At 61.9% G+C, this 23,082-nt stretch carries 28 protein-coding genes; 18 read left to right on the plus strand and 10 right to left on the minus strand.

Annotation, left to right across the window (positions count from 1 at the left end; all coding sequences use genetic code 11):
- Nucleotides 1–34: 34 nt before the first annotated feature.
- From gshB to AD665_RS00915, 7 genes are all read left to right on the plus strand, one after another.
- Nucleotides 35–1,006: a glutathione synthase gene (gene gshB, locus AD665_RS00885; protein ID WP_053190560.1), complete on the plus strand. Its 972-nt coding sequence runs from the start codon at nt 35–37 to the stop codon at nt 1,004–1,006.
- A 100-nt stretch (nt 1,007–1,106) separates the two neighbouring features.
- A complete protein-coding gene (locus AD665_RS00890) occupies nt 1,107–2,003 on the plus strand; it encodes an energy transducer TonB (protein WP_024778883.1) in 897 nt (298 codons plus the stop codon).
- 222 nt (nt 2,004–2,225) lie between these two features.
- On the plus strand, nt 2,226–2,795 hold the full coding sequence (locus AD665_RS00895; protein ID WP_024778884.1) for a YqgE/AlgH family protein: 570 nt from the start codon (nt 2,226–2,228) through the stop codon (nt 2,793–2,795).
- The gene (ruvX, locus tag AD665_RS00900) at nt 2,795–3,232 is read left to right on the plus strand and encodes a Holliday junction resolvase RuvX (protein ID WP_024778885.1); all 438 of its coding nucleotides are present in this window, start codon (nt 2,795–2,797) and stop codon (nt 3,230–3,232) included. The genes AD665_RS00895 and ruvX overlap by 1 nt, the downstream gene beginning before the upstream one ends.
- A gap of 81 nt (nt 3,233–3,313) precedes the next feature.
- Complete coding sequence (pyrR, locus tag AD665_RS00905; protein WP_024778886.1) at nt 3,314–3,820, plus strand: bifunctional pyr operon transcriptional regulator/uracil phosphoribosyltransferase PyrR; 507 nt, start codon at nt 3,314–3,316, stop codon at nt 3,818–3,820.
- Nucleotides 3,821–3,844: 24 nt separating this feature from the next.
- Nucleotides 3,845–4,849 (plus strand): aspartate carbamoyltransferase catalytic subunit, encoded by a 1,005-nt coding sequence (locus tag AD665_RS00910; RefSeq protein ID WP_024778887.1) that lies wholly within the window; start codon nt 3,845–3,847, stop codon nt 4,847–4,849.
- Complete coding sequence (locus AD665_RS00915; RefSeq protein ID WP_024778888.1) at nt 4,846–6,117, plus strand: dihydroorotase; 1,272 nt, start codon at nt 4,846–4,848, stop codon at nt 6,115–6,117. Before AD665_RS00910 ends, AD665_RS00915 begins: the two co-directional genes overlap by 4 nt.
- Before the next feature lie 122 nt (nt 6,118–6,239).
- Here AD665_RS00915 and AD665_RS00920 read toward each other — a convergent pair whose 3' ends face one another.
- The gene (locus tag AD665_RS00920; RefSeq protein WP_024778889.1) at nt 6,240–6,668 is read right to left on the minus strand and encodes an NINE protein; all 429 of its coding nucleotides are present in this window, start codon (nt 6,666–6,668) and stop codon (nt 6,240–6,242) included.
- A gap of 249 nt (nt 6,669–6,917) precedes the next feature.
- Between AD665_RS00920 and AD665_RS00925 the strand changes: the two genes are divergently transcribed.
- Nucleotides 6,918–7,529, plus strand: a complete 612-nt coding sequence (locus AD665_RS00925; protein WP_024778890.1) for a C40 family peptidase — start codon at nt 6,918–6,920, stop codon at nt 7,527–7,529.
- Between the two features lie 120 nt (nt 7,530–7,649).
- Here AD665_RS00925 and AD665_RS00930 read toward each other — a convergent pair whose 3' ends face one another.
- On the minus strand, nt 7,650–8,684 hold the full coding sequence (locus AD665_RS00930; protein ID WP_024778891.1) for a type IV pilus twitching motility protein PilT: 1,035 nt from the start codon (nt 8,682–8,684) through the stop codon (nt 7,650–7,652).
- Nucleotides 8,685–8,739: 55 nt separating this feature from the next.
- Between AD665_RS00930 and AD665_RS00935 the strand changes: the two genes are divergently transcribed.
- The 9 genes from AD665_RS00935 to AD665_RS00975 all read left to right on the plus strand — a co-directional run bounded on the left by AD665_RS00935 (nt 8,740) and on the right by AD665_RS00975 (nt 15,432).
- Nucleotides 8,740–9,432, plus strand: a complete 693-nt coding sequence (locus AD665_RS00935) for a YggS family pyridoxal phosphate-dependent enzyme (protein WP_053190562.1) — start codon at nt 8,740–8,742, stop codon at nt 9,430–9,432.
- A gap of 36 nt (nt 9,433–9,468) precedes the next feature.
- Nucleotides 9,469–10,287 carry a pyrroline-5-carboxylate reductase gene (gene proC, locus AD665_RS00940; RefSeq protein ID WP_024778893.1) on the plus strand — a complete coding sequence of 273 codons (819 nt, stop codon included), beginning with the start codon at nt 9,469–9,471 and terminating at the stop codon, nt 10,285–10,287.
- A 10-nt stretch (nt 10,288–10,297) separates the two neighbouring features.
- Nucleotides 10,298–10,888 carry a YggT family protein gene (locus AD665_RS00945; protein WP_024778894.1) on the plus strand — a complete coding sequence of 197 codons (591 nt, stop codon included), beginning with the start codon at nt 10,298–10,300 and terminating at the stop codon, nt 10,886–10,888.
- 182 nt (nt 10,889–11,070) lie between these two features.
- Nucleotides 11,071–12,210 (plus strand): homoserine O-succinyltransferase MetX, encoded by a 1,140-nt coding sequence (metX, locus tag AD665_RS00950; RefSeq protein ID WP_024778895.1) that lies wholly within the window; start codon nt 11,071–11,073, stop codon nt 12,208–12,210.
- 7 nt (nt 12,211–12,217) lie between these two features.
- Nucleotides 12,218–12,838 carry a methionine biosynthesis protein MetW gene (gene metW, locus AD665_RS00955; protein ID WP_053190564.1) on the plus strand — a complete coding sequence of 207 codons (621 nt, stop codon included), beginning with the start codon at nt 12,218–12,220 and terminating at the stop codon, nt 12,836–12,838.
- Nucleotides 12,839–12,866: 28 nt separating this feature from the next.
- Nucleotides 12,867–13,301 (plus strand): DUF4426 domain-containing protein, encoded by a 435-nt coding sequence (locus AD665_RS00960; RefSeq protein ID WP_024778897.1) that lies wholly within the window; start codon nt 12,867–12,869, stop codon nt 13,299–13,301.
- Nucleotides 13,298–13,894, plus strand: a complete 597-nt coding sequence (gene rdgB, locus AD665_RS00965) for an RdgB/HAM1 family non-canonical purine NTP pyrophosphatase (RefSeq protein WP_024778898.1) — start codon at nt 13,298–13,300, stop codon at nt 13,892–13,894. Before AD665_RS00960 ends, rdgB begins: the two co-directional genes overlap by 4 nt.
- Nucleotides 13,891–15,090 (plus strand): radical SAM family heme chaperone HemW, encoded by a 1,200-nt coding sequence (gene hemW / locus AD665_RS00970; protein WP_024778899.1) that lies wholly within the window; start codon nt 13,891–13,893, stop codon nt 15,088–15,090. The genes rdgB and hemW overlap by 4 nt, the downstream gene beginning before the upstream one ends.
- A gap of 18 nt (nt 15,091–15,108) precedes the next feature.
- On the plus strand, nt 15,109–15,432 hold the full coding sequence (locus AD665_RS00975) for a DUF3392 domain-containing protein (protein WP_024778900.1): 324 nt from the start codon (nt 15,109–15,111) through the stop codon (nt 15,430–15,432).
- Nucleotides 15,433–15,560: 128 nt separating this feature from the next.
- Here the strand turns inward: AD665_RS00975 and trmB are convergent, their stop codons facing one another.
- The 4 genes from trmB to AD665_RS00995 all read right to left on the minus strand — a co-directional run bounded on the left by trmB (nt 15,561) and on the right by AD665_RS00995 (nt 17,812).
- On the minus strand, nt 15,561–16,286 hold the full coding sequence (gene trmB, locus AD665_RS00980) for a tRNA (guanosine(46)-N7)-methyltransferase TrmB (RefSeq protein WP_053190566.1): 726 nt from the start codon (nt 16,284–16,286) through the stop codon (nt 15,561–15,563).
- A 9-nt stretch (nt 16,287–16,295) separates the two neighbouring features.
- Nucleotides 16,296–17,090, minus strand: coding sequence for a thiazole synthase (locus AD665_RS00985; protein ID WP_024778902.1), 795 nt, complete (start codon nt 17,088–17,090; stop codon nt 16,296–16,298).
- A 56-nt stretch (nt 17,091–17,146) separates the two neighbouring features.
- Nucleotides 17,147–17,347: a sulfur carrier protein ThiS gene (gene thiS / locus AD665_RS00990; RefSeq protein ID WP_024778903.1), complete on the minus strand. Its 201-nt coding sequence runs from the start codon at nt 17,345–17,347 to the stop codon at nt 17,147–17,149.
- A gap of 84 nt (nt 17,348–17,431) precedes the next feature.
- Entirely contained in the window at nt 17,432–17,812 is a 381-nt protein-coding gene (locus tag AD665_RS00995) for a DUF423 domain-containing protein (protein WP_024778904.1), read from the minus strand.
- A gap of 73 nt (nt 17,813–17,885) precedes the next feature.
- On the opposite strand from AD665_RS00995, the gene mtgA reads away from it, so the two are divergent.
- Complete coding sequence (mtgA, locus tag AD665_RS01000) at nt 17,886–18,608, plus strand: monofunctional biosynthetic peptidoglycan transglycosylase (RefSeq protein WP_024778905.1); 723 nt, start codon at nt 17,886–17,888, stop codon at nt 18,606–18,608.
- A 185-nt stretch (nt 18,609–18,793) separates the two neighbouring features.
- On the opposite strand, the gene rpoH is transcribed toward mtgA, so the two are convergent.
- The 4 genes from rpoH to ftsY all read right to left on the minus strand — a co-directional run bounded on the left by rpoH (nt 18,794) and on the right by ftsY (nt 22,820).
- Entirely contained in the window at nt 18,794–19,648 is an 855-nt protein-coding gene (rpoH, locus tag AD665_RS01005) for an RNA polymerase sigma factor RpoH (RefSeq protein WP_024778906.1), read from the minus strand.
- A gap of 114 nt (nt 19,649–19,762) precedes the next feature.
- Nucleotides 19,763–20,785: a permease-like cell division protein FtsX gene (ftsX, locus tag AD665_RS01010; protein WP_024778907.1), complete on the minus strand. Its 1,023-nt coding sequence runs from the start codon at nt 20,783–20,785 to the stop codon at nt 19,763–19,765.
- Complete coding sequence (gene ftsE / locus AD665_RS01015; protein WP_024778908.1) at nt 20,782–21,453, minus strand: cell division ATP-binding protein FtsE; 672 nt, start codon at nt 21,451–21,453, stop codon at nt 20,782–20,784. The genes ftsX and ftsE overlap by 4 nt, the downstream gene beginning before the upstream one ends.
- Entirely contained in the window at nt 21,450–22,820 is a 1,371-nt protein-coding gene (gene ftsY / locus AD665_RS01020) for a signal recognition particle-docking protein FtsY (RefSeq protein WP_024778909.1), read from the minus strand. Before ftsY ends, ftsE begins: the two co-directional genes overlap by 4 nt.
- Nucleotides 22,821–23,082 lie beyond the last annotated feature (262 nt).

Genomic DNA, 23,082 nt, shown 5'->3' on the forward strand with positions numbered 1-23,082 from the left:
CCATTTGTGCCCATCATATTCGAGGAACCAAGCCATGAGCGTACGCGTCGGCATTGTCATGGACCCTATCGCCAGCATTTCCTACAAGAAGGATAGCTCGCTGGCCATGCTGCTGGCCGCTCAAAAGCGCGGCTGGGAGTTGTTCTACATGGAACAGCGCGACCTCTACCAGTCCGAAGGACAGGCCCGGGCGCGCATGAAGCCGTTGAAAGTATTCGCCAACCCGGAAAAGTGGTTTGAACTGGGCGACGAGAACGACGCGCTACTGAGCGACCTGGACGTGATCCTGATGCGCAAGGATCCGCCCTTCGACATGGAGTTCGTGTATTCCACGTACCTGCTGGAACAAGCCGAAACCGCTGGTGTACTGGTGGTCAACAAGCCCCAGAGCCTGCGCGACTGCAACGAGAAGCTGTTCGCCACGCTGTTCCCGCAATGCACACCTCCAACCATCGTCAGCCGCCGCCCGGATGTACTGCGCGAGTTCGCCGATCATCACGGCGACGTGATCCTCAAGCCCCTGGACGGCATGGGCGGTTCTTCGATCTTCCGTCACACCGCCGGCCATCCGAACCTTTCCGTGATCCTGGAAACCCTGACCCTGCACGGCAAGCAGCAGATCATGATCCAGGGTTACCTGCCAGCCATCATCGATGGCGACAAGCGCATCCTGATGATCGACGGCGAACCGGTGGACTATTGCCTGGCGCGTATTCCGGCAGCAGGCGAAACCCGCGGCAACCTGGCCGCCGGCGGCCGTGGCGAAGCCCGTCCGCTGACCGATAAGGACCGCTGGATCGCGGCTCAGGTTGGCCCGACCCTACGGGAAAAAGGCCTGCTGTTCGTGGGCCTGGACGTGATCGGCGAGCACCTGACGGAAATCAACGTCACCAGCCCGACCTGCATCCGCGAGATCGACAATGCCTTCGGTACCGACATCGGGGGGATGCTGATGGATGCCATAGAGAAGCAGCTGCAATCTACGAGCTTCAAGCGGAAAGTTTAATGCGTACAGCTTGTCGCCTGCCGCTTGAAGCTTGCAGCTAAAAACCAACATTGCGCTATCATGCCGGGCCCTGAAAAAAGCGATGTTGGTTTTTGCCGCCATGACATTACCGTCCGATCTGCCCCGAGAGCTCGCCCACCGTGGCGTGCGCCCGGCTGATCGCCTCGGCTTTACCCTGTTCCTGGCGGCGCTGATCCACCTGGCCCTGCTACTGGGCGTCGGGTTTGCCACGGTCGAGCCCAAGCAGATCAGCCAGACCCTGGAAATCACCCTGGCCACCTTCAAGAGCGAAACCAAGCCGAAGCAGGCGGATTTCCTCGCCCAGGAAAACCAGCAGGGTAGCGGCACCCTGGAAAAAAAGGCGGTTCCCAAGACCACCGAGATCGCGCCATTCCAGGACAATCAGGTACAGAAAGCCAGCCCTCCCCCGGCGGCCAAGCCCGAAGTGCAGGAAACGGCGCCCAAGGCGGCCGTGACCACCGTGGCACCGAAACCGAAAAAGGCGCCAGTCAAGGAGGAGGTCAAGCCAGACCCCAAACCCAAAGCCCCGGCGCCGACCTTCGACAGCTCCCAGTTGTCCAGTGACATCGCCAGCCTGGAAGCCGAACTGGCCCAGGAACAGCAGCTCTATGCCAAGCGTCCGCGTATCCACCGCCTGAGTGCCGCCTCGACCATGCGCGACAAGGGTGCCTGGTACAAGGACGAGTGGCGCAAGAAAGTCGAGCGCATCGGCAACCTCAATTACCCCGACGAAGCACGACGCAAGCAGATCTACGGCAACCTGCGGCTGATGGTCTCTATAAACCGCGACGGCTCGCTGTATGAAGTGCTGGTGCTGGAGTCCTCCGGCCAGCCGTTGCTGGACCAGGCAGCCCAACGCATCGTGCGCCTGGCGGCGCCGTTTGCGCCGTTTACCGGGGATTTGTCGGACATTGACCGGCTGGAGATCATCCGCACCTGGAAATTCTCCCGGGGTGATCGGCTTTCCAGTAACTGACCCACTGCCCAAGCCCCTTGCGGGAGCGGGTTGTGTGGGAGCAAGGCTTGCCCGCGATGAAAACTCCGCGGTCTTTTGAGGACCGCAGCGCCTGGATCGCGAGCAAGCTTTGCTCCCACAAAGCCCGCGCCCATGATTTGACCGGTGTCGCCGACCAGATCGAGGTATTTCCTGCACATCCCCAGCTTGTCAGTTCGCCCCTGCGCCGCCACACTATCGCCTATGAAAAACGTCAGCCCCACCTACCTCAAGCATCATTTCCTGATCGCCATGCCGCACATGGCCGATCCGAACTTCGCCCATACCTTGACCTACATCGTCGAGCACACGGCCAATGGTGCCATGGGGCTGGTGATCAATCGCCCGCAGGAGCTGAACCTGGCGGATATTCTCGAGCAGTTGCGCCCTGAGGTAGAGCCGCCAATCCTGTGCCAGCACGTGCCGATTTTCATCGGCGGGCCGGTGCAGACCGACCGCGGTTTCGTGCTCCATCCGTCAGGGCCGAGCTACCAGGCCACCGTGGACCTCAATGGCGTGTCGCTGTCGACTTCCCAGGACGTGTTGTTTGCCATCGCTGACGGTGTCGGTCCGGAAAAAAGCCTGATCGCCCTCGGCTACGCCGGCTGGGAAGCCGGGCAACTGGAGGCCGAACTGGCCGACAACGCCTGGCTGACCTGCCCGTTCGACGCCGACATCCTGTTCAATACCAGCAGTGAACTGCGCCTGGAAGCGGCGGCCAACCGTCTGGGGATCAACCTCAGCCTGCTCACCAGCCAGGCAGGACACGCCTGATGGCCCTGCGCCTGCTGCTGGGTTTCGATTACGGCACCAAACAGATCGGCGTCGCGGTCGGCCAGGTCGTTACCGGCCAGGCCCGCGAGCTGTGCACCCTCAAGGCGCAGAATGGCGTTCCGGACTGGAACCAGGTCGAAGCGCTGATCAAGGAATGGAAACCCGACGCTGTAGTGGTCGGCCTGCCGCTGAACATGGACGGTTCGCCCAGCGACATGTGCGTGCGCGCCGAAAAATTCGCCCGCCGGCTCCATGGGCGCTACAACCTGCCCTTCTATACCCACGACGAGCGCCTGACCACCTTCGAAGCCAAGGGCGAACGTCTGGAACGTGGCGGGCAGAAAGGCAGTTACCGCGACAACCCGGTGGACGCCATCGCCGCCGCCCTGCTACTGCAGGGCTGGCTCGATGCCAATAGCGCCCTGTTCGACACCTGATTTTGAGAGCGCCGCCAAGGCGCTTTCTTTTAGCGATAGACCGGGCCTTTCACCGCCGGCCCGGGAACCTGAGGAGCCAGCATGAGCCTGCCCAATCCTGCCGACCTGATCAGCCAGATGGCGATCCGTCTCACGGCACACCTGGAACAACGCGGCATCAGCGAACCGCGCTACATCGGCATTCGTACCGGCGGCGTCTGGGTCGCCCAGGCCTTGCTTGAGGAACTCGGCAGCCAATCGCCACTGGGCACCCTGGATGTGTCCTTCTACCGCGACGACTTCAGCCAGAACGGCCTGCACCCACAGGTACGTCCTTCGGCGCTGCCGTTCGAGATCGAGGGTCAGCACCTGGTCCTGATCGACGACGTGCTGATGAGTGGCCGGACCATCCGCGCAGCCATGAACGAATTGTTCGATTACGGCCGCCCGGCCAGTGTGACCCTGGTGTGCCTGCTGGACCTGGACGCCGCCGAGTTGCCGATCCGCCCGAACGTGGTCGGTGCGACGCTGAGCCTGGCCGCACACCAGCGGGTCAAGCTTTCCGGCCCCGCGCCGCTGCAACTCGAACTGCAAGACCTTGCCCTTTAACTGCCCTTGTAAGAGTCCATCGCGATGACGCCTCTCGAAACCAAGCGCCCGCTGCAGCTCAACGATCAGGGCCAGCTGCAGCACTTCCTGTCCCTCGACGGCCTGCGCCGCGAGCTGCTGACGGAAATCCTCGACACCGCCGACTCGTTCCTTGAAGTCGGCGCCCGGGCCGTGAAGAAAGTCCCGTTGCTGCGCGGCAAGACCGTATGCAACGTGTTCTTCGAAAACTCCACCCGTACCCGCACCACCTTCGAACTGGCGGCCCAGCGGCTGTCGGCGGACGTGATTACCCTCAACGTGTCGACATCCTCGGCGAGCAAGGGCGAAACCCTGCTCGATACACTGCGCAACCTCGAAGCCATGGCGGCAGACATGTTCGTCGTTCGCCACGGTGACTCCGGCGCCGCACACTTCATTGCCGAACACGTCTGCCCGCAGGTGGCGATCATCAACGGCGGCGATGGCCGTCATGCCCACCCGACCCAGGGCATGCTGGACATGTTGACCATCCGCCGACACAAGGGCAGTTTCGAGAACCTCTCGGTGGCCATTGTCGGCGACATCCTGCACTCGCGGGTGGCTCGTTCGAACATGCTCGCCCTCAAGACCCTCGGTTGTCCGGACATCCGCGTGATCGCGCCGAAAACCCTGCTGCCCATCGGCGTCGAGCAATACGGCGTGAAGGTCTACACCGACATGACCGAAGGCCTCAAGGATGTCGACGTGGTGATCATGCTGCGCCTGCAGCGTGAACGCATGACCGGCGGCCTGCTGCCCAGCGAAGGCGAGTTCTACCGCCTGTTCGGCCTCACTACCGCCCGCCTGGCCGGGGCCAAGCCGGATGCCATCGTCATGCACCCGGGACCGATCAACCGCGGCGTGGAGATCGAGTCGGCGGTGGCCGACGGCCCTCATTCAGTGATTCTCAACCAGGTGACCTACGGCATTGCCATCCGCATGGCCGTGCTGTCCATGGCCATGAGCGGGCAAACGGCCCAGCGCCAACTCGACCAGGAGAACGCCCAGTGAAACTCAGCATTCTCGGCGCACGCGTGATCGATCCGGCCAGCGGCCTGGATCAAGTGACTGACATCCATATCGACGCCTGCAAAATCGTCGCCCTGGGCACCGTCCCGGCCGGCTTCGTGGCGGTCGAGACCCTCGACGCTCAGGGCCTGGTGGCCGCACCCGGCCTGGTCGACCTGAACGTTGCCCTGCGCGAACCCGGCTACAGTCGTAAAGGCAGCATCGTCAGCGAAACCCGGGCGGCCGCCGCCGGTGGCGTGACCAGCCTGTGCTGCCCGCCACAGACCAAACCGGTGCTGGACACCTCGGCCGTGGCCGAACTGATCCTCGACCGCGCCCGCGAAGCCGGCAACACCAAGGTCTTTCCGATTGGGGCGTTGAGCAAAGGCCTCGACGGCGAACAACTGGCGGAGCTGATTGCGCTGCGCGATGCCGGTTGCGTGGCGTTCGGCAACGGCCTGAACAGCTTTCGCAATACCCGCACCCTATGCCGCGCTCTGGAATACGCAGCCACCTTCGGCTTGACCGTGATTTTCAACTCTCAGGATCACGACCTGGCCGAGGGTGGCCTGGCCCATGAAGGCCCGACCGCCAGCTTCCTCGGCCTGCCGGGCATACCGGAGACCGCCGAGACCGTGGCCCTGGCCCGTGATCTGTTGCTGGTGGAGCAAAGTGGCGTGCGCGCGCACTTCAGCCAGTTGACCAGCGCCCGTGGCGCGGCGCTGATCGCCCAGGCCCAGGCCCGCGGCTTGCCGGTGACCGCCGACGTAGCGCTGTACCAACTGATCCTGACCGACGAAGCGCTGATCGATTTCAACAGCGTCTATCACGTCCAACCGCCATTGCGCACACGCACCGACCGGGATGGCTTGCGCGAGGCGGTGAAGTCCGGGGTGATCTCGGCCATCTCCAGCCATCACCAACCCCATGAGCGCGATGCCAAGCTGGCACCTTTTGGCGCGACCGAACCGGGCATCAGCAGCGTCGAATTGCTGCTGCCGCTGGCAATGACCCTGGTGGAAGACGGCCTGCTCGACCTGCCGACCTTGGTGGCGCGCCTGAGCGCCGGCCCGGCCCAGGCCCTGCAACTACCGGTCGGGAAACTGGCGGTGGGTGCGGCAGCGGACCTGGTGCTGTTTGATCCCTCCGCCTCCACCGTGGCCGGGGAAGCCTGGCGTTCCAGGGGCGACAACTGTCCGTTCCTGGGCCACAGCTTGCCGGGCGTGGTGCGCTACACCCTGATGGATGGGCGGGTCACGCACCAGGCCTGATACCGCGTCGCATCTATCGCGAGCGGGCTCGCTCCCACATTGGATTTCAGGTATTCACACCATCGGTGTGCGCTGAAGATCCCTGTGGGAGCGAGCCTGCTCGCGATGGGAGCAACCCGGTTTTACTGAAAAGCCCCACGCTTCTGCGCATTGCGAATCGAAACCTGGTCGTTCAGCGTCCAGAAGTCATACAACACCCCCAGGAAGAACACCCCGCCAGTCAGCAGGTAGATGATCCCGCTGAGCCATTTGCCCTGATACATCCGGTGCACGCCGAACACCCCGAGAAACGTCAACAGGATCCATGCCACGGTGTATTCGATGGGACCTGGGGTGAAGCGCAGGTCCGCTTCGCGATCCATGACAGGAATCAGGAACAGGTCGATCAGCCAGCCAATGCCCAGCAGGCCAAAGGTGAAGAACCAGATCGTGCCGGTGACCGGCTTGCCATAGTAGAAACGATGGGCTCCGGTGAAACCGAAAATCCAGAGCAGATACCCAATGATTTTGCTGTGGGTATCGTGGGGGGCGTCCAGCTGATAGCTGTTCATGAATGGTCTCTTTTGCCTCGATAGATAAATTTGTTCGGATTTTTTGTGACTTTTGCGTGTCTGGCCGACAAGCGGTTCGCGACACCTTGAGCGCAGCAAAGCCCCGTAAACCGGGGCCTGTGTCGGACAATCGGGCCAAAGTATCGCGATTTCATGGATCGCTCGCGGGATTTCCAATCGACAAACGGCCTCGGAATCACCAAAAAAGCTGTTATAAAGTTGCGCGCTAACCTTTAAGAGCCCTGCCTAATGCGTCCATTTTTCAAGACATGGCTGACCATTTGCCTATTATTGCCACTGGCCGCCCACGCCACCAACCGTGAGCAACGTCTTCCCAACGTCAACGGCTACACCCCGAAATCCCATGTTTCTGCTCCTTCGAGCAAGAACAAGCCCAGCGTCCAGTATACGAACACGGGCAACAGCAAGCTGGTTCCGCCCATGGCGACCAAAGCGAGCAGCAACGTATTGAGCCGTGCCGTGAATGTACTCGGCACACCTTATCGTTGGGGCGGCAGCAGCCCAAGTAAAGGCTTCGATTGCAGCGGCCTGGTGAAATACGCTTTCAACGACGCTACCTTCGATCTGCCACGCACCTCGAATGCAATGGCGGCCGGTCACGGTGAGAAAGTCGAGCGCAAGGACCTCAAGCCCGGCGACCTGATCTTCTTCAAGCTCAAGAGCCGCCGCGTCAACCACGTGGCCATCTATCTGGGCAACGACCGCTTCATCCACGCACCACGTCGTGGCAAGTCGGTGACCATCGACACCCTGAACAAACCGTACTGGAACACTCACTACGTGGTTGCCAAGCGGGTGTTGCCGAAAGAGCCGGGCGGGATGCGGGTCGTCCAGCGCTGATGATCGTTCCCACGCTCTGCGTGGGAATGCCTCAGCGGACGCTCTGCGTTCGGCTCTCAGGGACGCGGAGCGTCCCCGGATGCGTTCCCACGCAGGGCGTGGGAACGATCGGAAAATCCCTCAGAAATTATCCGGCGTACGCGCCCGCTCCCGCGCGTGCTCCCGGCTGATCAATCCCTTGGCCACCAGGTCCTTCAAGCACATGTCCAGCGTCTGCATCCCCAGCGAGCCGCCGGTCTGGATCGCCGAGTACATCTGCGCCACCTTGTCTTCGCGGATCAGGTTACGGATCGCCGACGTGCCCAGCATGATTTCATGAGCGGCGACCCGGCCGCCGCCGATCTTCTTGACCAGCGTCTGGGAAATCACCGCTTGCAATGATTCCGACAACATCGAGCGCACCATGGACTTTTCGTCCCCCGGAAACACGTCCACCACCCGGTCGATGGTCTTGGCCGCCGAGGTGGTGTGCAGGGTGCCGAATACCAGGTGCCCGGTTTCGGCGGCGGTCAGCGCCAGGCGGATGGTTTCCAGGTCGCGCATCTCCCCCACCAGGATCACGTCAGGGTCTTCCCGCAGGGCCGAACGCAAGGCTGTGGAAAAACCTTGGGTGTCGCGGTGCACTTCGCGCTGGTTGATCAGGCATTTGCGCGGCTCGTGGACAAACTCGATAGGGTCCTCGATGGTGAGGATGTGGTGGTGCTTATGGGTGTTGAGGTAGTCGATCATCGCCGCGAGGGTGGTGGATTTGCCTGAGCCGGTCGGCCCGGTCACCAGCACCAGCCCGCGGGGGGCCTCGGTCACTTTGCGAAAAACCTCGCCCATGCCCAGATCTTCCATGGTCAGGACTTTCGACGGGATGGTCCGGAATACCGCCCCCGCGCCGCGATTCTGATTGAACGCGTTGACCCGGAACCGTGCGACCCCGGGTACATCGAAGGAAAAATCGGTTTCCAGAAACTTTTCGTAATCTACCCGTTGCCGGTCGTTCATGATGTCGTAGATCAGTTCATGAACCTGTTTATGGTCCAGTGCCGGCAGGTTGATCCGCCGCACATCGCCATCGACCCGGATCATCGGTGGCAGCCCAGCGGACAAGTGCAGGTCCGACGCTCCCTGTTTGGCGCTGAACGCCAGCAGTTCAGTGATATCCATAGCGCTCCTCAATTCCAGTAGAATGCCGCGAACCTCAGACCGCTGGCGCTTCTTTATGTCCACGATAGCAGACAACATCGCTCAGGTTAGATCGCGCATCCGCGCTGCGGAGCAAGCCGCCCACCGCGCCGCAGACAGCGTCCAATTGCTGGCGGTGAGCAAGACCAAGCCCGCCCAGGCCCTGCGTGAAGCTTATGCCGCCGGCCTGCGGGACTTCGGTGAGAACTACCTGCAGGAAGCGCTGGGCAAGCAGATCGAACTGACCGACCTACCCTTGATCTGGCACTTCATCGGCCCCATTCAATCGAACAAGACGCGCGCTATTGCCGAACACTTCGACTGGGTGCACTCCGTGGATCGCTTGAAAATTGCCCAACGCCTGTCCGAGCAGCGTCCGGCCGGGTTGCCGCCGCTGAACATCTGCATTCAAGTCAACGTCAGCGGGGAGGCCAGCAAATCCGGTTGTACCCCGGAGGATCTGCCGGCCTTGGCCGACGCCATCAGCGCGTTGCCACACCTGACGCTGCGCGGACTGATGGCGATCCCCGAGCCGACCGAAGAGCGCGCCGCCCAGGACGCAGCTTTCGCCGCCGTCCAACGTCTGCAAGCCAGCCTGGCCCTGCCGCTGGACACGCTATCCATGGGCATGAGCCACGATCTCGAATCCGCCATTGCCCAGGGCGCCACCTGGGTCAGGATCGGTACCGCCTTGTTTGGTGCTCGCGACTACAGCGCCAACCAACCGTAAGCCATGTCGACTCAACTCCTCAATCAAGGACCTGTCATGAGCAACACGCGTATTGCCTTTATCGGCGCCGGCAACATGGCCGCCAGCCTGATCGGCGGCCTGCGGGCCAAGGGCCTGGACGCTGCGCAGATCCGCGCCAGCGATCCGGGTATCGATACCCGTACCCGGGTGAGCAGCGAGCACGGCATCGAGACCTTTGCCGACAACGCACAGGCCATCGATGGCGCGGACGTCATCGTGCTGGCGGTCAAGCCGCAAGCGATGAAAACCGTGTGCGAAGCCCTTCGCCCAAGCCTAAAGCCCCATCAACTGGTGGTGTCGATTGCCGCCGGCATCACCTGCGCCAGCATGAACAAATGGCTCGGCGACCAGCCCATCGTGCGCTGCATGCCCAACACCCCGGCGCTGTTGCGTCAGGGCGTCAGCGGCCTGTTCGCCACCCCACAGGTCAGCGCCGAACAACGCCAGCAAGCTGAAGAGCTGCTGTCGGCCGTCGGTCTGGCGCTGTGGCTGGAGACCGAGCAGCAGCTGGACGCGGTCACTGCCGTTTCCGGTTCAGGCCCGGCGTACTTCTTCCTGCTGATCGAAGCCATGACCGCCGCCGGCGAAAAACTTGGTCTGCCCCGTGAGATTGCCGCGCAGCTGACCTTGCAGACAGCCCTCGGCGCAGCCCACATGGCGACTTCCAGCGACGTCGATGCCGCCGAACTGCGCCGGCGCGTGACCTCACCGGCCGGCACCACCGAAGCCGCCATCAAATCGTTCCAGGCCGGGGGATTCGAAGCCCTGGTGGAAAAAGCACTCGGCGCCGCCGCGCACCGCTCGGCCGAAATGGCCGAACAACTGGGCCAATAAGGAGCCATTCATGATTGGATTGAACACCGCAGCGGTCTACGTGCTGCAAACCCTTGGCAGCCTGTACCTGCTGATCGTGCTGATGCGCTTCGTGCTGCAACTGGTCCACGCCAACTTCTACAACCCGCTGTGCCAGTTCGTCGTCAAGGCCACCCAGCCGCTGCTCAAGCCCCTGCGCCGGATCATCCCGAGCCTGTTTGGCCTGGACATGTCGTCGCTGGTACTGGCGATCCTCGTGCAAATGGCGCTGATGGCCCTGACCCTGCTACTGACCTACGGCACCACCGGCAACCCGCTGCAACTGCTGATCTGGTCGATCATCGGCATCACCGCGCTGTTCCTGAAGATCTTCTTCTTCGCCTTGATCATCAGCGTGATCCTGTCCTGGGTCGCCCCGGGCAGCCACAACCCGGGCGCCGAACTGGTAAACCAGATCTGCGAACCGGCCCTGGCCCCGTTCCGTCGCATCGTACCGAACCTCGGCGGCCTGGACATCTCGCCGATCCTGGCATTCATGGTGCTCAAGCTGCTCGACATGCTGGTGATCAACAACCTCGCAGCAATGACCATGATGCCGGAGATCCTGCGCGTCCTGATCTGACTGCATCATCGTTTGTCGCGGGCAAGCCATGCTCCCACATTGGATGCATTCCCCTGTGGGAGCATGGCTTGCCCGCGATAGCCACGCTTCGGTCTGGCAGGAAACCTTCAAGCCAGACCTTTGCTTGCCGCTAACCCCAGCGGTCTTTAGACTTACGCCTCATTTCAACGAGAGCAGGGTCGATGCCAGCTGCCTTTCCCGCCGATTCCGTTGGTCTGGTGACGCCGCAAATGGCGCATTTCAGCGAGCCCCTGGCCCTGGCCTGCGGTCGTTCGTTGCCAGCCTATGACCTGATCTACGAAACCTACGGCACGCTCAACGCCACGGCGAGCAATGCCGTGCTGATCTGTCACGCCTTGTCGGGGCATCACCATGCCGCTGGCTATCACAGCGTCGACGACCGCAAGCCAGGCTGGTGGGACAGTTGTATCGGCCCCGGCAAGCCGATCGACACCAACCGGTTCTTCGTGGTCAGCCTGAACAACCTCGGCGGCTGCAACGGCTCCACCGGCCCCAGCAGCCTCAACCCGGACACCGGCAAGCCCTTCGGTGCCGATTTTCCGGTGCTGACCGTGGAAGACTGGGTCCACAGCCAGGCCCGCCTGGCCGACCGTCTCGGCATCGGCCAATGGGCGGCAGTGATCGGCGGCAGCCTGGGCGGCATGCAGGCCCTGCAATGGACCATCACCTACCCGGACCGCGTACGCCATTGCCTGGCAATCGCCTCGGCTCCCAAGCTGTCGGCACAGAACATTGCCTTCAACGAAGTGGCGCGCCAGGCGATCCTCACCGACCCGGAGTTCCACGGCGGCTCGTTCCAGGAGCACGGCGTGATTCCCAAGCGCGGATTGATGCTGGCGCGGATGGTCGGGCACATCACCTACCTGTCCGACGATTCCATGGGCGAGAAATTCGGCCGCGGCCTCAAGAGCGAAAAGCTCAACTATGACTTCCACAGCGTCGAATTCCAGGTAGAAAGCTACCTGCGCTACCAGGGTGAGGAGTTCTCCGGACGCTTCGACGCCAACACCTACCTGCTGATGACCAAGGCCCTGGACTACTTCGATCCGGCGGCGAACTTCGACGATGACCTGGCGAAAACCTTTGCCAACGCCACGGCCAAGTTCTGCGTGATGTCGTTCACCACCGACTGGCGCTTCTCCCCGGCTCGCTCACGGGAACTGGTGGACGCGCTGATGGCCGCGCGCAAGGACGTCTGTTACCTGGAGATCGACGCCCCCCAGGGCCACGACGCCTTTCTGATTCCGATCCCGCGCTACCTGCAGGCGTTCGGCAACTACATGAACCGTATTACGCTGTGAGGACGCCATGAGAGCCGATCTGGACATCATCCAGGAATGGATCCCCGCCGGCAGCCGCGTGCTGGACCTGGGTTGCGGCAACGGTGAGCTGCTGACCTGGCTGCGGGACAACAAGCAGGTCACCGGCTATGGCCTGGAAAACGACCCGGACAACATCGCCGAGTGCGTCGCCAAGGGTATCAACGTGATCGAACAGGACCTGGACAAGGGCCTGGGCAATTTCGCCAGCAACAGCTTTGATATCGTGGTCATGACCCAGGCCCTGCAAGCGGTTCACTACCCGGACAGGATCCTCGACGAAATGCTCCGGGTCGGCCGCCAGTGCATCATCACCTTCCCCAACTTCGGGCACTGGCGCTGCCGCTGGTACCTGGCGAGCAAGGGGCGCATGCCGGTCTCGGAGTTCCTGCCCTACACCTGGTACAACACGCCGAACATCCACTTCTGCACCTTCGAGGATTTCGAAGCGTTGTGCCGCGAACGCCAGGCCAAGGTCATCAATCGCCTGGCGGTGGATCAGCAGCACCGCCACGGGTGGGCCAGCAAGCTATGGCCTAATCTATTAGGTGAAATAGGCATCTATCGGGTCAGCAGCCCAGGCCTTGCCAATCATCAGGTCGCCGTGTGAACCCCGACCCTGTTCCCAGGAGCACAACATGAAACGTCTCGCGTTGTTCCTCATTACCGCTTGCCTATGCACCGGCGTCATGGCCGCCGACGCCATCAAGGCCGAGCGCAAGGAAGTGTTCGGTGACGTCACCGTGCACTACAACACCTTCAATTCCACCTTCCTGACATCGGACATCGCCAAGGCCGCCAAGCTGGTCCGCAGCAAGAACCAGGGCGTGATCAATGTGTCGGTGATCAAGGATGGCAAGCCGTTGATGGCCCAGGTCAGCGGCACGATCAAGGACCTGACCAGCAAGACGATCCCTCTGACGTTCCGCCAGATCAGCGAACAAGGCGCGATCTACTACATCGCCCAGTATCCGGTAGAACAACAGGAAACCCGCACCTTCGAGATCAAGGTGCAGACGGGCGACAAGATCAACACCCTCAACTTCAACCAGGAACTGTTCCCCGGCGAATGATGAACTTCACCCAACTCGTACTCGCCAGCCATAACGCCGGCAAACTCAAGGAACTCCAGGCCATGCTCGGCGGATCGGTGCAACTGCGCTCGATTGGGGAGTTCAGCCAGGTGGAGCCGGAAGAAACCGGCCTGTCGTTCGTTGAAAACGCCATCCTCAAAGCCCGCAACGCCGCGCGCATATCCGGCCTGCCGGCGCTGGCAGACGATTCCGGGTTGGCGGTGGATTTCCTCGGCGGCGCGCCGGGCATCTACTCGGCCCGTTACGCCGACGGCAAGGGTGACGCGGCGAACAACGCCAAGCTGCTCGACGTTCTCAAGGACGTACCTGAAGCCGAGCGCGGCGCGCAGTTCGTTTGCGTCCTGGCGTTGGTGCGACATGCCGATGATCCGCTGCCGATTCTCTGCGAAGGCCTGTGGCAGGGACGCATCCTCACCGAGGCCAGCGGCGAGCACGGCTTCGGCTACGATCCGCTGTTCTGGGTGCCGGAGCGCAACTGTTCCAGCGCCGAGCTGGGCCCGGTGGAAAAGAACCAACTGAGCCACCGCGCCCGCGCCATGGCCCTGCTGCGTCAACGCCTGGGCCTGCAATGAGTAATGATTCTCCCGCGTCGCTGATTCATGGCGGCGCACACACGCCTCGGGCGCCGCTGCCAGTGCTGCCGCCCTTGGCGTTGTACGTCCATATCCCATGGTGCGTGCGCAAATGCCCGTATTGCGATTTCAACTCCCACACCGCCAGCCCCCATCTGCCGGAAGAAGAGTACGTCGACGCCTTGCTGGCCGACCTCGACCAGGATCTGCACGGGACATATGGCCGCAAGCTGAGCTCGATCTTCTTCGGCGGCGGGACCCCCAGCCTGTTCAGCGCCCGGGCCCTGGGCCGGCTGCTCAAGGGTGTCGAGGCGCGGATCGCCTTCGCCGACGACATCGAAATCACCCTGGAGGCCAACCCCGGCACCTTCGAACAAGAGAAATTCGTGGCTTACCGAGCCTTGGGCATCAATCGCCTGTCCATCGGTATCCAGAGCTTCCAGCAGGCCAAGCTCGAAGCCCTGGGCCGGATCCATAACGGTGACGAAGCAGTACGGGCCGCCGGCATGGCGCGCCAGGCCGGGTTCGATAACTTCAACCTGGATCTGATGCATGGCCTGCCCGACCAGTCCCTCGACGATGCCTTGAGCGACCTGCGCCAGGCCATCGCTCTGAAGCCGACCCATCTCTCCTGGTATCAGCTGACGCTGGAGCCGAACACGGTGTTCTGGAACCAGCCGCCAACGCTGCCGGAAGACGATACATTGTGGGACATCCAGGAGGCCGGACAAGCGCTGCTGGCCGAGCACGGCTACGCCCAGTACGAAGTGTCGGCATACGCCCAGCCAGGTCGGGCGGCGCGGCACAATCTCAACTACTGGAGCTTCGGTGACTTCATCGGCATCGGTGCAGGCGCCCATGGCAAGCTCAGCCACCCGGACGGGCGCATCGTGCGCACCTGGAAGACTCGCCTGCCCAAGGACTACCTCAACCCGGCCAAACGCTTCCTGGCCGGCGAGAAAACCCTGGCCAACGAGGAACTTCCCTTCGAGTTCCTGATGAACGCCCTGCGCCTGACCGAGGGAGTGCAAGCGCAGCTATATCCGGAACGCACCGGACTGTCGCTGCAAAGCCTGACCGAAGGCCGGCGCGAGGCCGAACAAAGCGGGCTGTTGCAGGTCGAACCGTCACGTCTGGCGGCCACCGAACGCGGACAGCTGTTTCTCAATGACTTGCTGCAGAAATTTCTGAGCTGATCAACACAAGGAAATCGAATGGATCTGGTACTCGACCTGCTCGCCACCGTGTCCCGCTGGAGCCGCAGCAACCTGTCGGAAATCTCCCTGGCACTGGTCGGCTGCCTGCTGGTGCTGTTCGGCGCAGACATCAAGGCCTGGGTCGAACAACGCCTGGGCAGTATCGCCGGCGCGTTGCGCGTCCCGTTGATCGCCTTGCTGTGCATGATCGGCAGCGGCGCGGCGTTGATCTACGCCACGCCGTGGGTGGTGCGTGGGCTGAGCCAGTTCAATAACTACAGCCTGGCGCCGGTGCTGTTGGTGGTACTGGTGTTGATCGGGGTGGTGGCGGACCGTCGCTGACCTTCGCAGCGCCCTGAAACAACTGTGGGAGCGAGCCTGCTCGCGATGAGGCCATCACAGTCAACATCCAGGTGACTGTCAGGCCGCCATCGCGAGCAGGCTCGCTCCCACATTGAACTGCGTATGGCTTAGGACTGCTTCTCGAACTTCAGATCCCAAACCCCATGCCCAAGCCGTTCACCACGGCGCTCGAACTTGGTGATCGGTCGCTCGGCCGGACGGGGTACGCACTTGCCGTCTTCGGCGAGGTTGCGATAACCCGGGGCGACGTTCATCACTTCCAGCATGTATTCGGCGTAAGGTTCCCAGTCGGTGGCCATGTGCAGCACACCGCCGACCTTCAACTTGCTGCGCACCAGCTCGGCGAATGGCGCCTGGACGATACGACGCTTGTGGTGACGGCTCTTGTGCCATGGGTCCGGGAAGAACAGCATCAGCCGGTCCAGACTGTTGTCGGCCACGCAACGGTTGAGTACTTCGATGGCGTCGCAATCGTAGATCCGCAGGTTGGTCAGCCCTTGGGTGAGTACACCATTGAGCAGCGCGCCGACACCGGGACGATGCACTTCCACGCCAATGAAGTCCTGCTCCGGCGCAGCGGCGGCCATTTCCAGCAGCGAGTGGCCCATGCCAAAGCCGATTTCCAGCGAGCGCGGGGCCGAGCGGCCAAACACCTGGTCGAAGTCCACCGGCGCATCGGCCAGCGGCAGGACGAACAGCGGCGCGCCCTGCTCCAGGCCGCGCTGCTGGCCTTCAGTCATACGCCCGGCGCGCATCACGAAACTCTTGATGCGGCGATGTTGGCGCTCTTCACCTTCGTCCGGCTGGACAGGCGTGTCGTTCGATTCAGTCATCAATGGCTCTTACTTGATCAGACCATCCAGCGGCGAGGAGGCGCTGGCGTAAAGTTTCTTCGGCATGCGACCGGCGAGGTAGGCCAGGCGCCCGGCCACAATGGCGTGCTTCATGGCTTCGGCCATCAGAACCGGCTGCTGGGCGTGTGCGATGGCAGAGTTCATCAGCACCGCTTCGCAGCCCAGCTCCATGGCAATGGTGGCGTCGGACGCGGTACCGACGCCAGCATCCACGAGCACCGGGATCCTGGCCTCTTCAAGGATGATCTGCAGGTTGTAAGGGTTGCAGATCCCCAGGCCCGTACCGATCAGGCCGGCCAACGGCATGACTGCGATGCAGCCGATTTCCGCCAGTTGCCGGGCGATGATCGGATCATCGCTGGTGTACACCATGACGTCGAAACCTTCCTTGACCAGCGTTTCGGCGGCCTTGAGGGTTTCGATGACGTTGGGGAACAGGGTCTTCTGGTCGGCCAGCACTTCCAGCTTCACCAGATTGTGGCCGTCGAGCAACTCCCGGGCGAGGCGGCAGGTGCGCACGGCTTCGATGGCGTCGAAGCAGCCGGCGGTGTTGGGCAGGATGGTGTAGCGATCCGGCGGCAGGATATCCAGCAGGTTCGGTTCGCCCGGGTTCTGGCCGATGTTGGTCCGACGCACGGCGACGGTGACGATCTCGGCACCCGAAGCCTCGATGGCCAGGCGGGTTTCTTCCATGTCGCGGTATTTGCCGGTGCCTACCAGCAAGCGCGACTGGTAGGTACGACCGGCCAGGACGAAGGGCTTGTCGTTACGAACGATGCTCATGGGAAATCCTCTGTTGGGGTGAGGTTCTTGCAAAAATGTTGCGAAACCGCAGGTATCTAGCCGCCACCGATGGCATGTACGACTTCAACCTGATCACCCTCGTTGAGGGCGGTGTCGGCGTGCTGGCTGCGCGGGACGATATCCAGATTGAGCTCCACCGCGACACGGCGTCCGGTGAGATCCAGACGGGTCAACAGGGCCGCAACGGTCTCACCGTCGGGCAATTCAAAGGGTTCGCCGTTCAACTGAATGCGCATGCCGGATGCCGCCATCATTTTTAGGGGCTGGCATTCTAGCCCGATCAGTCTGGGGGACCCAAGCCCCTTGGTCAGCTACAAGCTTCAAGCGGCAAGTTGCAGGCGCCAGGCCGCTATCCCCAGGCAGAGCCAGCCGATCAGGAACGCCAAACCGCCGAACGGGGTGATGATGCCGAGTTTGCTGATACCGGTCAGGGTGAGCAGGTAGAGACTGCCGGAGAACAACAGGATACCGATCACGAATGAGATTCCGGCCCAGGTGACAATGCGGCCGGGGATGTGCGTAGCCAGCAGCGCAACGCCGAACAAGGCCAGGGTGTGCACCAGTTGGTAGGTGACGCCGGTGTGGAAAATCGCCAGGTAATCGGCGCTCAGGCGGTTTTTCAGGCCGTGGGCGGCAAAGGCTCCGAGCGCCACGCCGGTGAAGCCGAAAAAGGCAGCCAGCATCAGAAAGCTACGCAGCATGAGAACTCCAGTCAGACTCGGTGGACAGGGTCTGTATAATGGCCCGCTCGACGGGTTCGGCCAAGCCATCTCTATGCTGCGTACATTGTTTCGACGATTCCTCAAAGCCCTGTTCTGGTTCGCCGTCGGCAGCGTTGTTCTGGTGCTGCTGTTTCGCGTGGTGCCGCCGCCGTTCACGGCGCTGATGGTCGAGCGCAAGGTTGAATCCTGGTTCGACGGCGAACCGATCGACCTGCAGCGCACCTGGCAGCCCTGGGACCAGATATCCGACAGCCTCAAGGTCGCGGTGATTGCCGGCGAAGACCAGAAATTTCCCGAACACTGGGGCTTCGACATCGACGCGATCCAGGCTGCATTCGCCCATAACGGCCGCGGCGGTTCGATTCGTGGCGCCAGCACTCTCAGCCAGCAAGTCTCCAAGAACCTGTTCCTGTGGTCGGGCCGTAGCTGGTTGCGCAAGGGCTTCGAAGCCTGGTTCACCGCGCTGATCGAGGTGCTCTGGCCCAAACAGCGAATTCTTGAGGTGTACCTCAACAGCGTGGAGTGGGACGACGGGGTGTTCGGTGCCGAAGCCGCAGCGCGACACCATTTCCGCGTAGGCGCCGATGCCTTGTCCCGCCAGCAGGCAAGCCTGCTGGCGGCGGTACTGCCCAACCCTCGGAAATGGAGCGCCAGCCGGCCAAGTCCATATGTATTGCGCCGGGCAAGCTGGATACGCCAGCAGATGAGCCAGTTGGGAGGCGACAGTTACCTGCTGGGACTCAATGATTCGCGGCGGGCGCCCTGGGCCCAGTAGCGGCCCTGTGGGAGCGAGCCTGCTCGCGAACGCGGTGTGTCTGTCAGCAGTCATGGGGCAGGTATACCGCTATCGCGAGCAGGCTCGCTCCCACAGGGGGAATCTCCGGCAGGGGGATAATTTGGATCTGGAATGAAAACGCCCCGATCATCGCTGATCGGGGCGTTTTTTATTGCGTTGGACGGTCAAGCCGCAATCGACAGCTTGAGCTTGTTCATCGCGCTTTTCTCAAGCTGGCGAATCCGCTCCGCCGACACGTTGTACTTCTGCGCCAGGTCGTGCAGCGTGGCTTTTTCCTCTGCCAGCCAGCGCTGGTAGAGAATGTCACGACTGCGCTCGTCCAGCACTTCCAGGGCTTCGTGCAGGTTGGTGTTGGAGTTGTCGCTCCAGTCGGCGTCTTCCAACTGACGCGCCGGGTCATACCGGTGGTCTTCCAGATAGTTGGCCGGCGATTGGAAGGCGCTGTCGTCATCGGCTTCGGCGGCCGGGTCGAAGGCCATGTCCTGGCCGGTCAGGCGACTTTCCATCTCGCGGACTTCACGAGGCTCCACACCCAGGCTTTCGGCCACACGATGGACTTCTTCGTTGTTCAGCCAGGCCAGACGCTTCTTCTGGCTGCGCAGGTTGAAGAACAGCTTGCGCTGGGCCTTGGTGGTCGCGACCTTCACAATGCGCCAGTTGCGCAGGATGAACTCGTGGATTTCCGCCTTGATCCAGTGCACCGCGAACGATACCAGGCGCACACCCATTTCGGGGTTGAAGCGCTTGACCGCCTTCATCAGGCCAACGTTACCTTCCTGGATCAGGTCGGCCTGGGCCAACCCGTAGCCGGAATAGCTGCGGGCGATATGTACGACAAAACGCAGGTGGGCGAGCACCATTTGCCGAGCCGCCTCAAGATCCTGCTCATAATAGAGACTCTCGGCCAGTTCACGCTCCTGCTCGGGTGTCAGCAAGGGAATGCTGTTCACCGTGTGCACATAGGCCTCCAGGTTCGCACCCGGGACCAGAGCATACGCAGGTTGCAAAGAAGTGGTCATACGAAAAAAACCTCCGACTCACATAACTCGTGCAGTTCAGCACTGCGAAAATTGACCGGAAACCATAGGACAAGTTCCCACAAAAACTGAAAGGTCAATACGCGCAAAATGACTCTATTTTGGTGCAAGCTCACGCAAGTGGCGTGCGACCGCAATCCATGCACCGATATAACCCAACAGCACCGCGCCAAGCAAGAGCGACAGACCGTCGGCGACTGGCACTCCAGCCAGCGCGAAATCACTGCCATACAAACCGGCCAGCCCCACTACCGCATCATTCAACCAGTCCAGGCCGAACGCCAATACTCCCCAGGACAGGATTCCGGCACCGAAGCCATACAGCGCGCCCATGTAAAGGAAAGGCCTGCGCACATAACTGTCCGTGCCGCCGACAAGTTTAATCACTTCTATCTCGGTGCGGCGGTTTTCAATATGAAGACGAATGGTATTGCCTATCACCAAAAGTAATGCGGACACCAGAAGCACCGTCAGACCGAAGACAAACCGGTCGCCGAGCTTGAGGATCGCCGCAAGACGCTCGACCCAGACTAGATCAAGTTGCGCCTGTTGTACCTTCGGCAACTCGGAAAGTCTTTGTCTTAATGCTTCAAGGGTCGGTTTGTCGACTTCCTTCGGCGTCACCAGCACCACGCCCGGCAATGGGTTTTCCGGCAGTTCCTTGAGCGCCTCGCCCAGGCCGGACTGTTGCTGAAATTCCTCGAGCGCCTGATCGCGGCCGATGTATTCGGCATCAGCCACGCCTGGCATGGCTTTGATCTGCTCGCGCAACGCCTGACCTTCGCCCGGCGTCGCCTCCAATTGCAGGTACAGGGAAATCTGCGCCGCGCGCTGCCAGGAGCCCCCCAGGCGCTCCACATTGTTCAGCAGTAATGACAGCCCCATCGGCAGGCTCAGGGCTACCGCCATGACCATGCAGGTGAAGAAACTGCCGATCGGCTGCTTGCCCAGGCGACGCAGGCTGTCGAGCAAGCTGGCACGGTGGCTTTCGAGCCAGGCATGCAGCAGCGTACTGAAGTCCGGGCCGTCGTCCTCGTCGCGTTTTTTCTTTTGCGGCTGCGGATCGGAGGCCTTTGGGGCCACACGCTCGGCCACTTTCGGGCTACGGGTTGCGCTCATACACCAGCCTCCCCGTCACCGATCAAACGACCGCGCTGCAAGGTGAGCATGCGGTGGCGCATGCGTGCGATCAGGGCCAGGTCGTGACTGGCGATCAGCACACTGGTACCCAAACGGTTGATATCTTCAAATACGCCCATGATTTCCGCCGCCAGACGCGGGTCGAGGTTACCGGTAGGTTCGTCCGCCAGCAGCAAGGCCGGGCGGTGAACAATGGCGCGGGCGATACCGACACGTTGTTGCTGGCCGGTGGACAGGTCGCCCGGGTAAAGATCAGTCTTGTCCGACAGGGCCACGCGTTCCAGGGCCGAATCCACCCGCTTGTTGATCTCGGCCTTGGACAGGCCAAGGATCTGCAAGGGCAACGCCACGTTGTTGAACACGGTGCGATCGAACAGCAACTGGTGATTCTGGAACACCACGCCAATCTGCCGCCGCAGGTAAGGGATCTGAGCATTGCTGATGGTGCTCAGGTCCTGTCCGGCCAGCAGCAACTTGCCGGTGGTAGGCCGCTCCATTGCCAGCAACAGGCGCAGCAATGTGCTTTTACCCGCGCCGGAATGGCCGGTGACGAACAGAAACTCACCTCGACGTACCCGAAAGCTCAGTTCATGCAGGCCGACGTGACCGTTCGGATAGCGTTTACCGACCTGTTCGAAACGAATCATGAATGCTCCCGCTCGGCAAACAGTGCCTGGACAAAGGGCTCGGCTTCAAAGGTACGCAGGTCGTCGATGCCTTCGCCCACGCCAATGTAGCGAATGGGCAGGCCGAACTGCTTGGCCAGGGCGAAGATCACTCCGCCCTTGGCGGTGCCATCGAGCTTGGTCAGGGCCAGCCCGGTCAGTTCGACGGTCTGGTTGAATTGCTTGGCCTGGTTGATGGCGTTCTGGCCAGTACCGGCATCCAGCACCAGCAGCACTTCGTGGGGCGCGTCGGCATCAAGCTTGCCGATCACCCGGCGAACCTTCTTCAATTCTTCCATCAGGTTGTCTTTGGTATGCAGGCGACCGGCTGTGTCGGCGATGAGCACGTCGATGCCACGGGCCTTGGCGGCCTGCACGGCGTCGAAGATCACCGAAGCGGAATCAGCGCCGGTGTGCTGGGCGATCACCGGGATCTTGTTGCGCTCGCCCCACACTTGCAGTTGCTCGACAGCAGCGGCGCGGAAGGTGTCGCCGGCGGCGAGCATGACCTTCTTGCCTTCGAGTTGCAGCTTCTTCGCCAGCTTGCCAATGGTAGTGGTCTTGCCGGCCCCATTGACGCCAACCACCAGGATCACGAACGGCTTGTTCTGTGAAGCGATCACCAGCGGCTGCTCCACAGGCTTGAGCAGGTTGCCCAGCTCGCTCTGCAGGGATTTGTACAATGCGTCGGCATCGGTCAGTTGCTTGCGCGCGACCTTCTGGGTCAGGCTCTGGATGATCACCGACGTCGCCTCGACGCCGACATCGGCGGTCAGCAGGCGGGTTTCGATGTCATCCAGCAATTCGTCGTCGATGACTTTCTTGCCCAGGAACAGGCTGGCCATGCCTTCGCCAATGCTGGCACTGGTCTTGGACAAGCCTTGCTTGAGGCGGGCGAAGAAACCGACCTTGCCTGGCTCAGTGGAAGGTGCGGGCGCGACGGTGACCGGCGGGGCTTCGACAAGCGGCTCCACAACGGGAGCCGTCGGGGCAGGAATCGGCGGCGTGACATGGGGAGCCTGTGCATCCTCGACCAATGCCACCGGCTCTTCCGCCACCGGCAGGGTCAGCCACGGGGTTTGCCCGACAGGTGGAGTCAACGGTTGCTCGGCCGCCGGTGCGGCAACGGGTTCGGGCTCGGCCGGTTGCAGCACCGGTTCGGCCAGCGGCAGCACGATCGGCGCAGCTTCTTCGGCCACCGCCTCGGTGGCAGGTTCTGTGGCAGGCTCGGGCAGCGGTTGCGGCTGCTCGACGACGGTTTCCTGCGGCTTCTTGCGCAGCCATCCGAACAGGCCTTTTTTCTCGCCAGCCTCAGCTGGGGTCTTCTTGTCGTCGTTGGAACCAAACATGGAGGACGGCTATCTCACGGTAGCGACGCGCCACGAGGGCGCATCGGTGATGAATATTCGATGTTGAACAGACTGCGTTTCATCCAGCTTGTTCACGCGCAACAGATTGTCGAAATGTCCCAGGGACACCTCATCGTCGATTCTTTCGAAGGACTGGCAAGGTATCGTCGGCGAAAACGCAGGGATCCACGAAAAAACCCGACGCTTCTGCGCAAAACCCGGACAACCCTGGACCGATAAAAGGCCCGATAGGCGTGGCCGC

Source organism: Pseudomonas corrugata (genome assembly GCF_001269905.1).
GTDB classification, from domain to species: domain Bacteria; phylum Pseudomonadota; class Gammaproteobacteria; order Pseudomonadales; family Pseudomonadaceae; genus Aquipseudomonas; species Aquipseudomonas corrugata.

Excerpts from the sequence above, each read along its gene's own strand:
- trmB (WP_053190566.1), bottom strand. The coding sequence starts at position 16,286 with ATGACTGAATCGAACGACACGCCTGTCCAGCCGGACGAAGGTGAAGAG.
- AD665_RS00930 (WP_024778891.1), bottom strand. The coding sequence starts at position 8,684 with ATGGATATCACTGAACTGCTGGCGTTCAGCGCCAAACAGGGAGCGTCG.
- AD665_RS00945 (WP_024778894.1), top strand. The coding sequence starts at position 10,298 with ATGATTGGATTGAACACCGCAGCGGTCTACGTGCTGCAAACCCTTGGC.
- gshB (WP_053190560.1), top strand. The coding sequence starts at position 35 with ATGAGCGTACGCGTCGGCATTGTCATGGACCCTATCGCCAGCATTTCC.
- proC (WP_024778893.1), top strand. The coding sequence starts at position 9,469 with ATGAGCAACACGCGTATTGCCTTTATCGGCGCCGGCAACATGGCCGCC.
- AD665_RS00960 (WP_024778897.1), top strand. The coding sequence starts at position 12,867 with ATGAAACGTCTCGCGTTGTTCCTCATTACCGCTTGCCTATGCACCGGC.
- AD665_RS00985 (WP_024778902.1), bottom strand. The coding sequence starts at position 17,090 with ATGAGCATCGTTCGTAACGACAAGCCCTTCGTCCTGGCCGGTCGTACC.
- AD665_RS00895 (WP_024778884.1), top strand. The coding sequence starts at position 2,226 with ATGAAAAACGTCAGCCCCACCTACCTCAAGCATCATTTCCTGATCGCC.
- AD665_RS00995 (WP_024778904.1), bottom strand. The coding sequence starts at position 17,812 with ATGCTGCGTAGCTTTCTGATGCTGGCTGCCTTTTTCGGCTTCACCGGC.
- ftsY (WP_024778909.1), bottom strand. The coding sequence starts at position 22,820 with ATGTTTGGTTCCAACGACGACAAGAAGACCCCAGCTGAGGCTGGCGAG.
- AD665_RS00935 (WP_053190562.1), top strand. The coding sequence starts at position 8,740 with ATGTCCACGATAGCAGACAACATCGCTCAGGTTAGATCGCGCATCCGC.
- rpoH (WP_024778906.1), bottom strand. The coding sequence starts at position 19,648 with ATGACCACTTCTTTGCAACCTGCGTATGCTCTGGTCCCGGGTGCGAAC.
- AD665_RS00975 (WP_024778900.1), top strand. The coding sequence starts at position 15,109 with ATGGATCTGGTACTCGACCTGCTCGCCACCGTGTCCCGCTGGAGCCGC.
- ruvX (WP_024778885.1), top strand. The coding sequence starts at position 2,795 with ATGGCCCTGCGCCTGCTGCTGGGTTTCGATTACGGCACCAAACAGATC.
- rdgB (WP_024778898.1), top strand. The coding sequence starts at position 13,298 with ATGATGAACTTCACCCAACTCGTACTCGCCAGCCATAACGCCGGCAAA.
- AD665_RS00890 (WP_024778883.1), top strand. The coding sequence starts at position 1,107 with ATGACATTACCGTCCGATCTGCCCCGAGAGCTCGCCCACCGTGGCGTG.
- AD665_RS00910 (WP_024778887.1), top strand. The coding sequence starts at position 3,845 with ATGACGCCTCTCGAAACCAAGCGCCCGCTGCAGCTCAACGATCAGGGC.
- AD665_RS00920 (WP_024778889.1), bottom strand. The coding sequence starts at position 6,668 with ATGAACAGCTATCAGCTGGACGCCCCCCACGATACCCACAGCAAAATC.
- mtgA (WP_024778905.1), top strand. The coding sequence starts at position 17,886 with ATGCTGCGTACATTGTTTCGACGATTCCTCAAAGCCCTGTTCTGGTTC.
- pyrR (WP_024778886.1), top strand. The coding sequence starts at position 3,314 with ATGAGCCTGCCCAATCCTGCCGACCTGATCAGCCAGATGGCGATCCGT.
- metW (WP_053190564.1), top strand. The coding sequence starts at position 12,218 with ATGAGAGCCGATCTGGACATCATCCAGGAATGGATCCCCGCCGGCAGC.
- ftsX (WP_024778907.1), bottom strand. The coding sequence starts at position 20,785 with ATGAGCGCAACCCGTAGCCCGAAAGTGGCCGAGCGTGTGGCCCCAAAG.
- ftsE (WP_024778908.1), bottom strand. The coding sequence starts at position 21,453 with ATGATTCGTTTCGAACAGGTCGGTAAACGCTATCCGAACGGTCACGTC.
- hemW (WP_024778899.1), top strand. The coding sequence starts at position 13,891 with ATGAGTAATGATTCTCCCGCGTCGCTGATTCATGGCGGCGCACACACG.
- metX (WP_024778895.1), top strand. The coding sequence starts at position 11,071 with ATGCCAGCTGCCTTTCCCGCCGATTCCGTTGGTCTGGTGACGCCGCAA.
- AD665_RS00925 (WP_024778890.1), top strand. The coding sequence starts at position 6,918 with ATGCGTCCATTTTTCAAGACATGGCTGACCATTTGCCTATTATTGCCA.
- thiS (WP_024778903.1), bottom strand. The coding sequence starts at position 17,347 with ATGCGCATTCAGTTGAACGGCGAACCCTTTGAATTGCCCGACGGTGAG.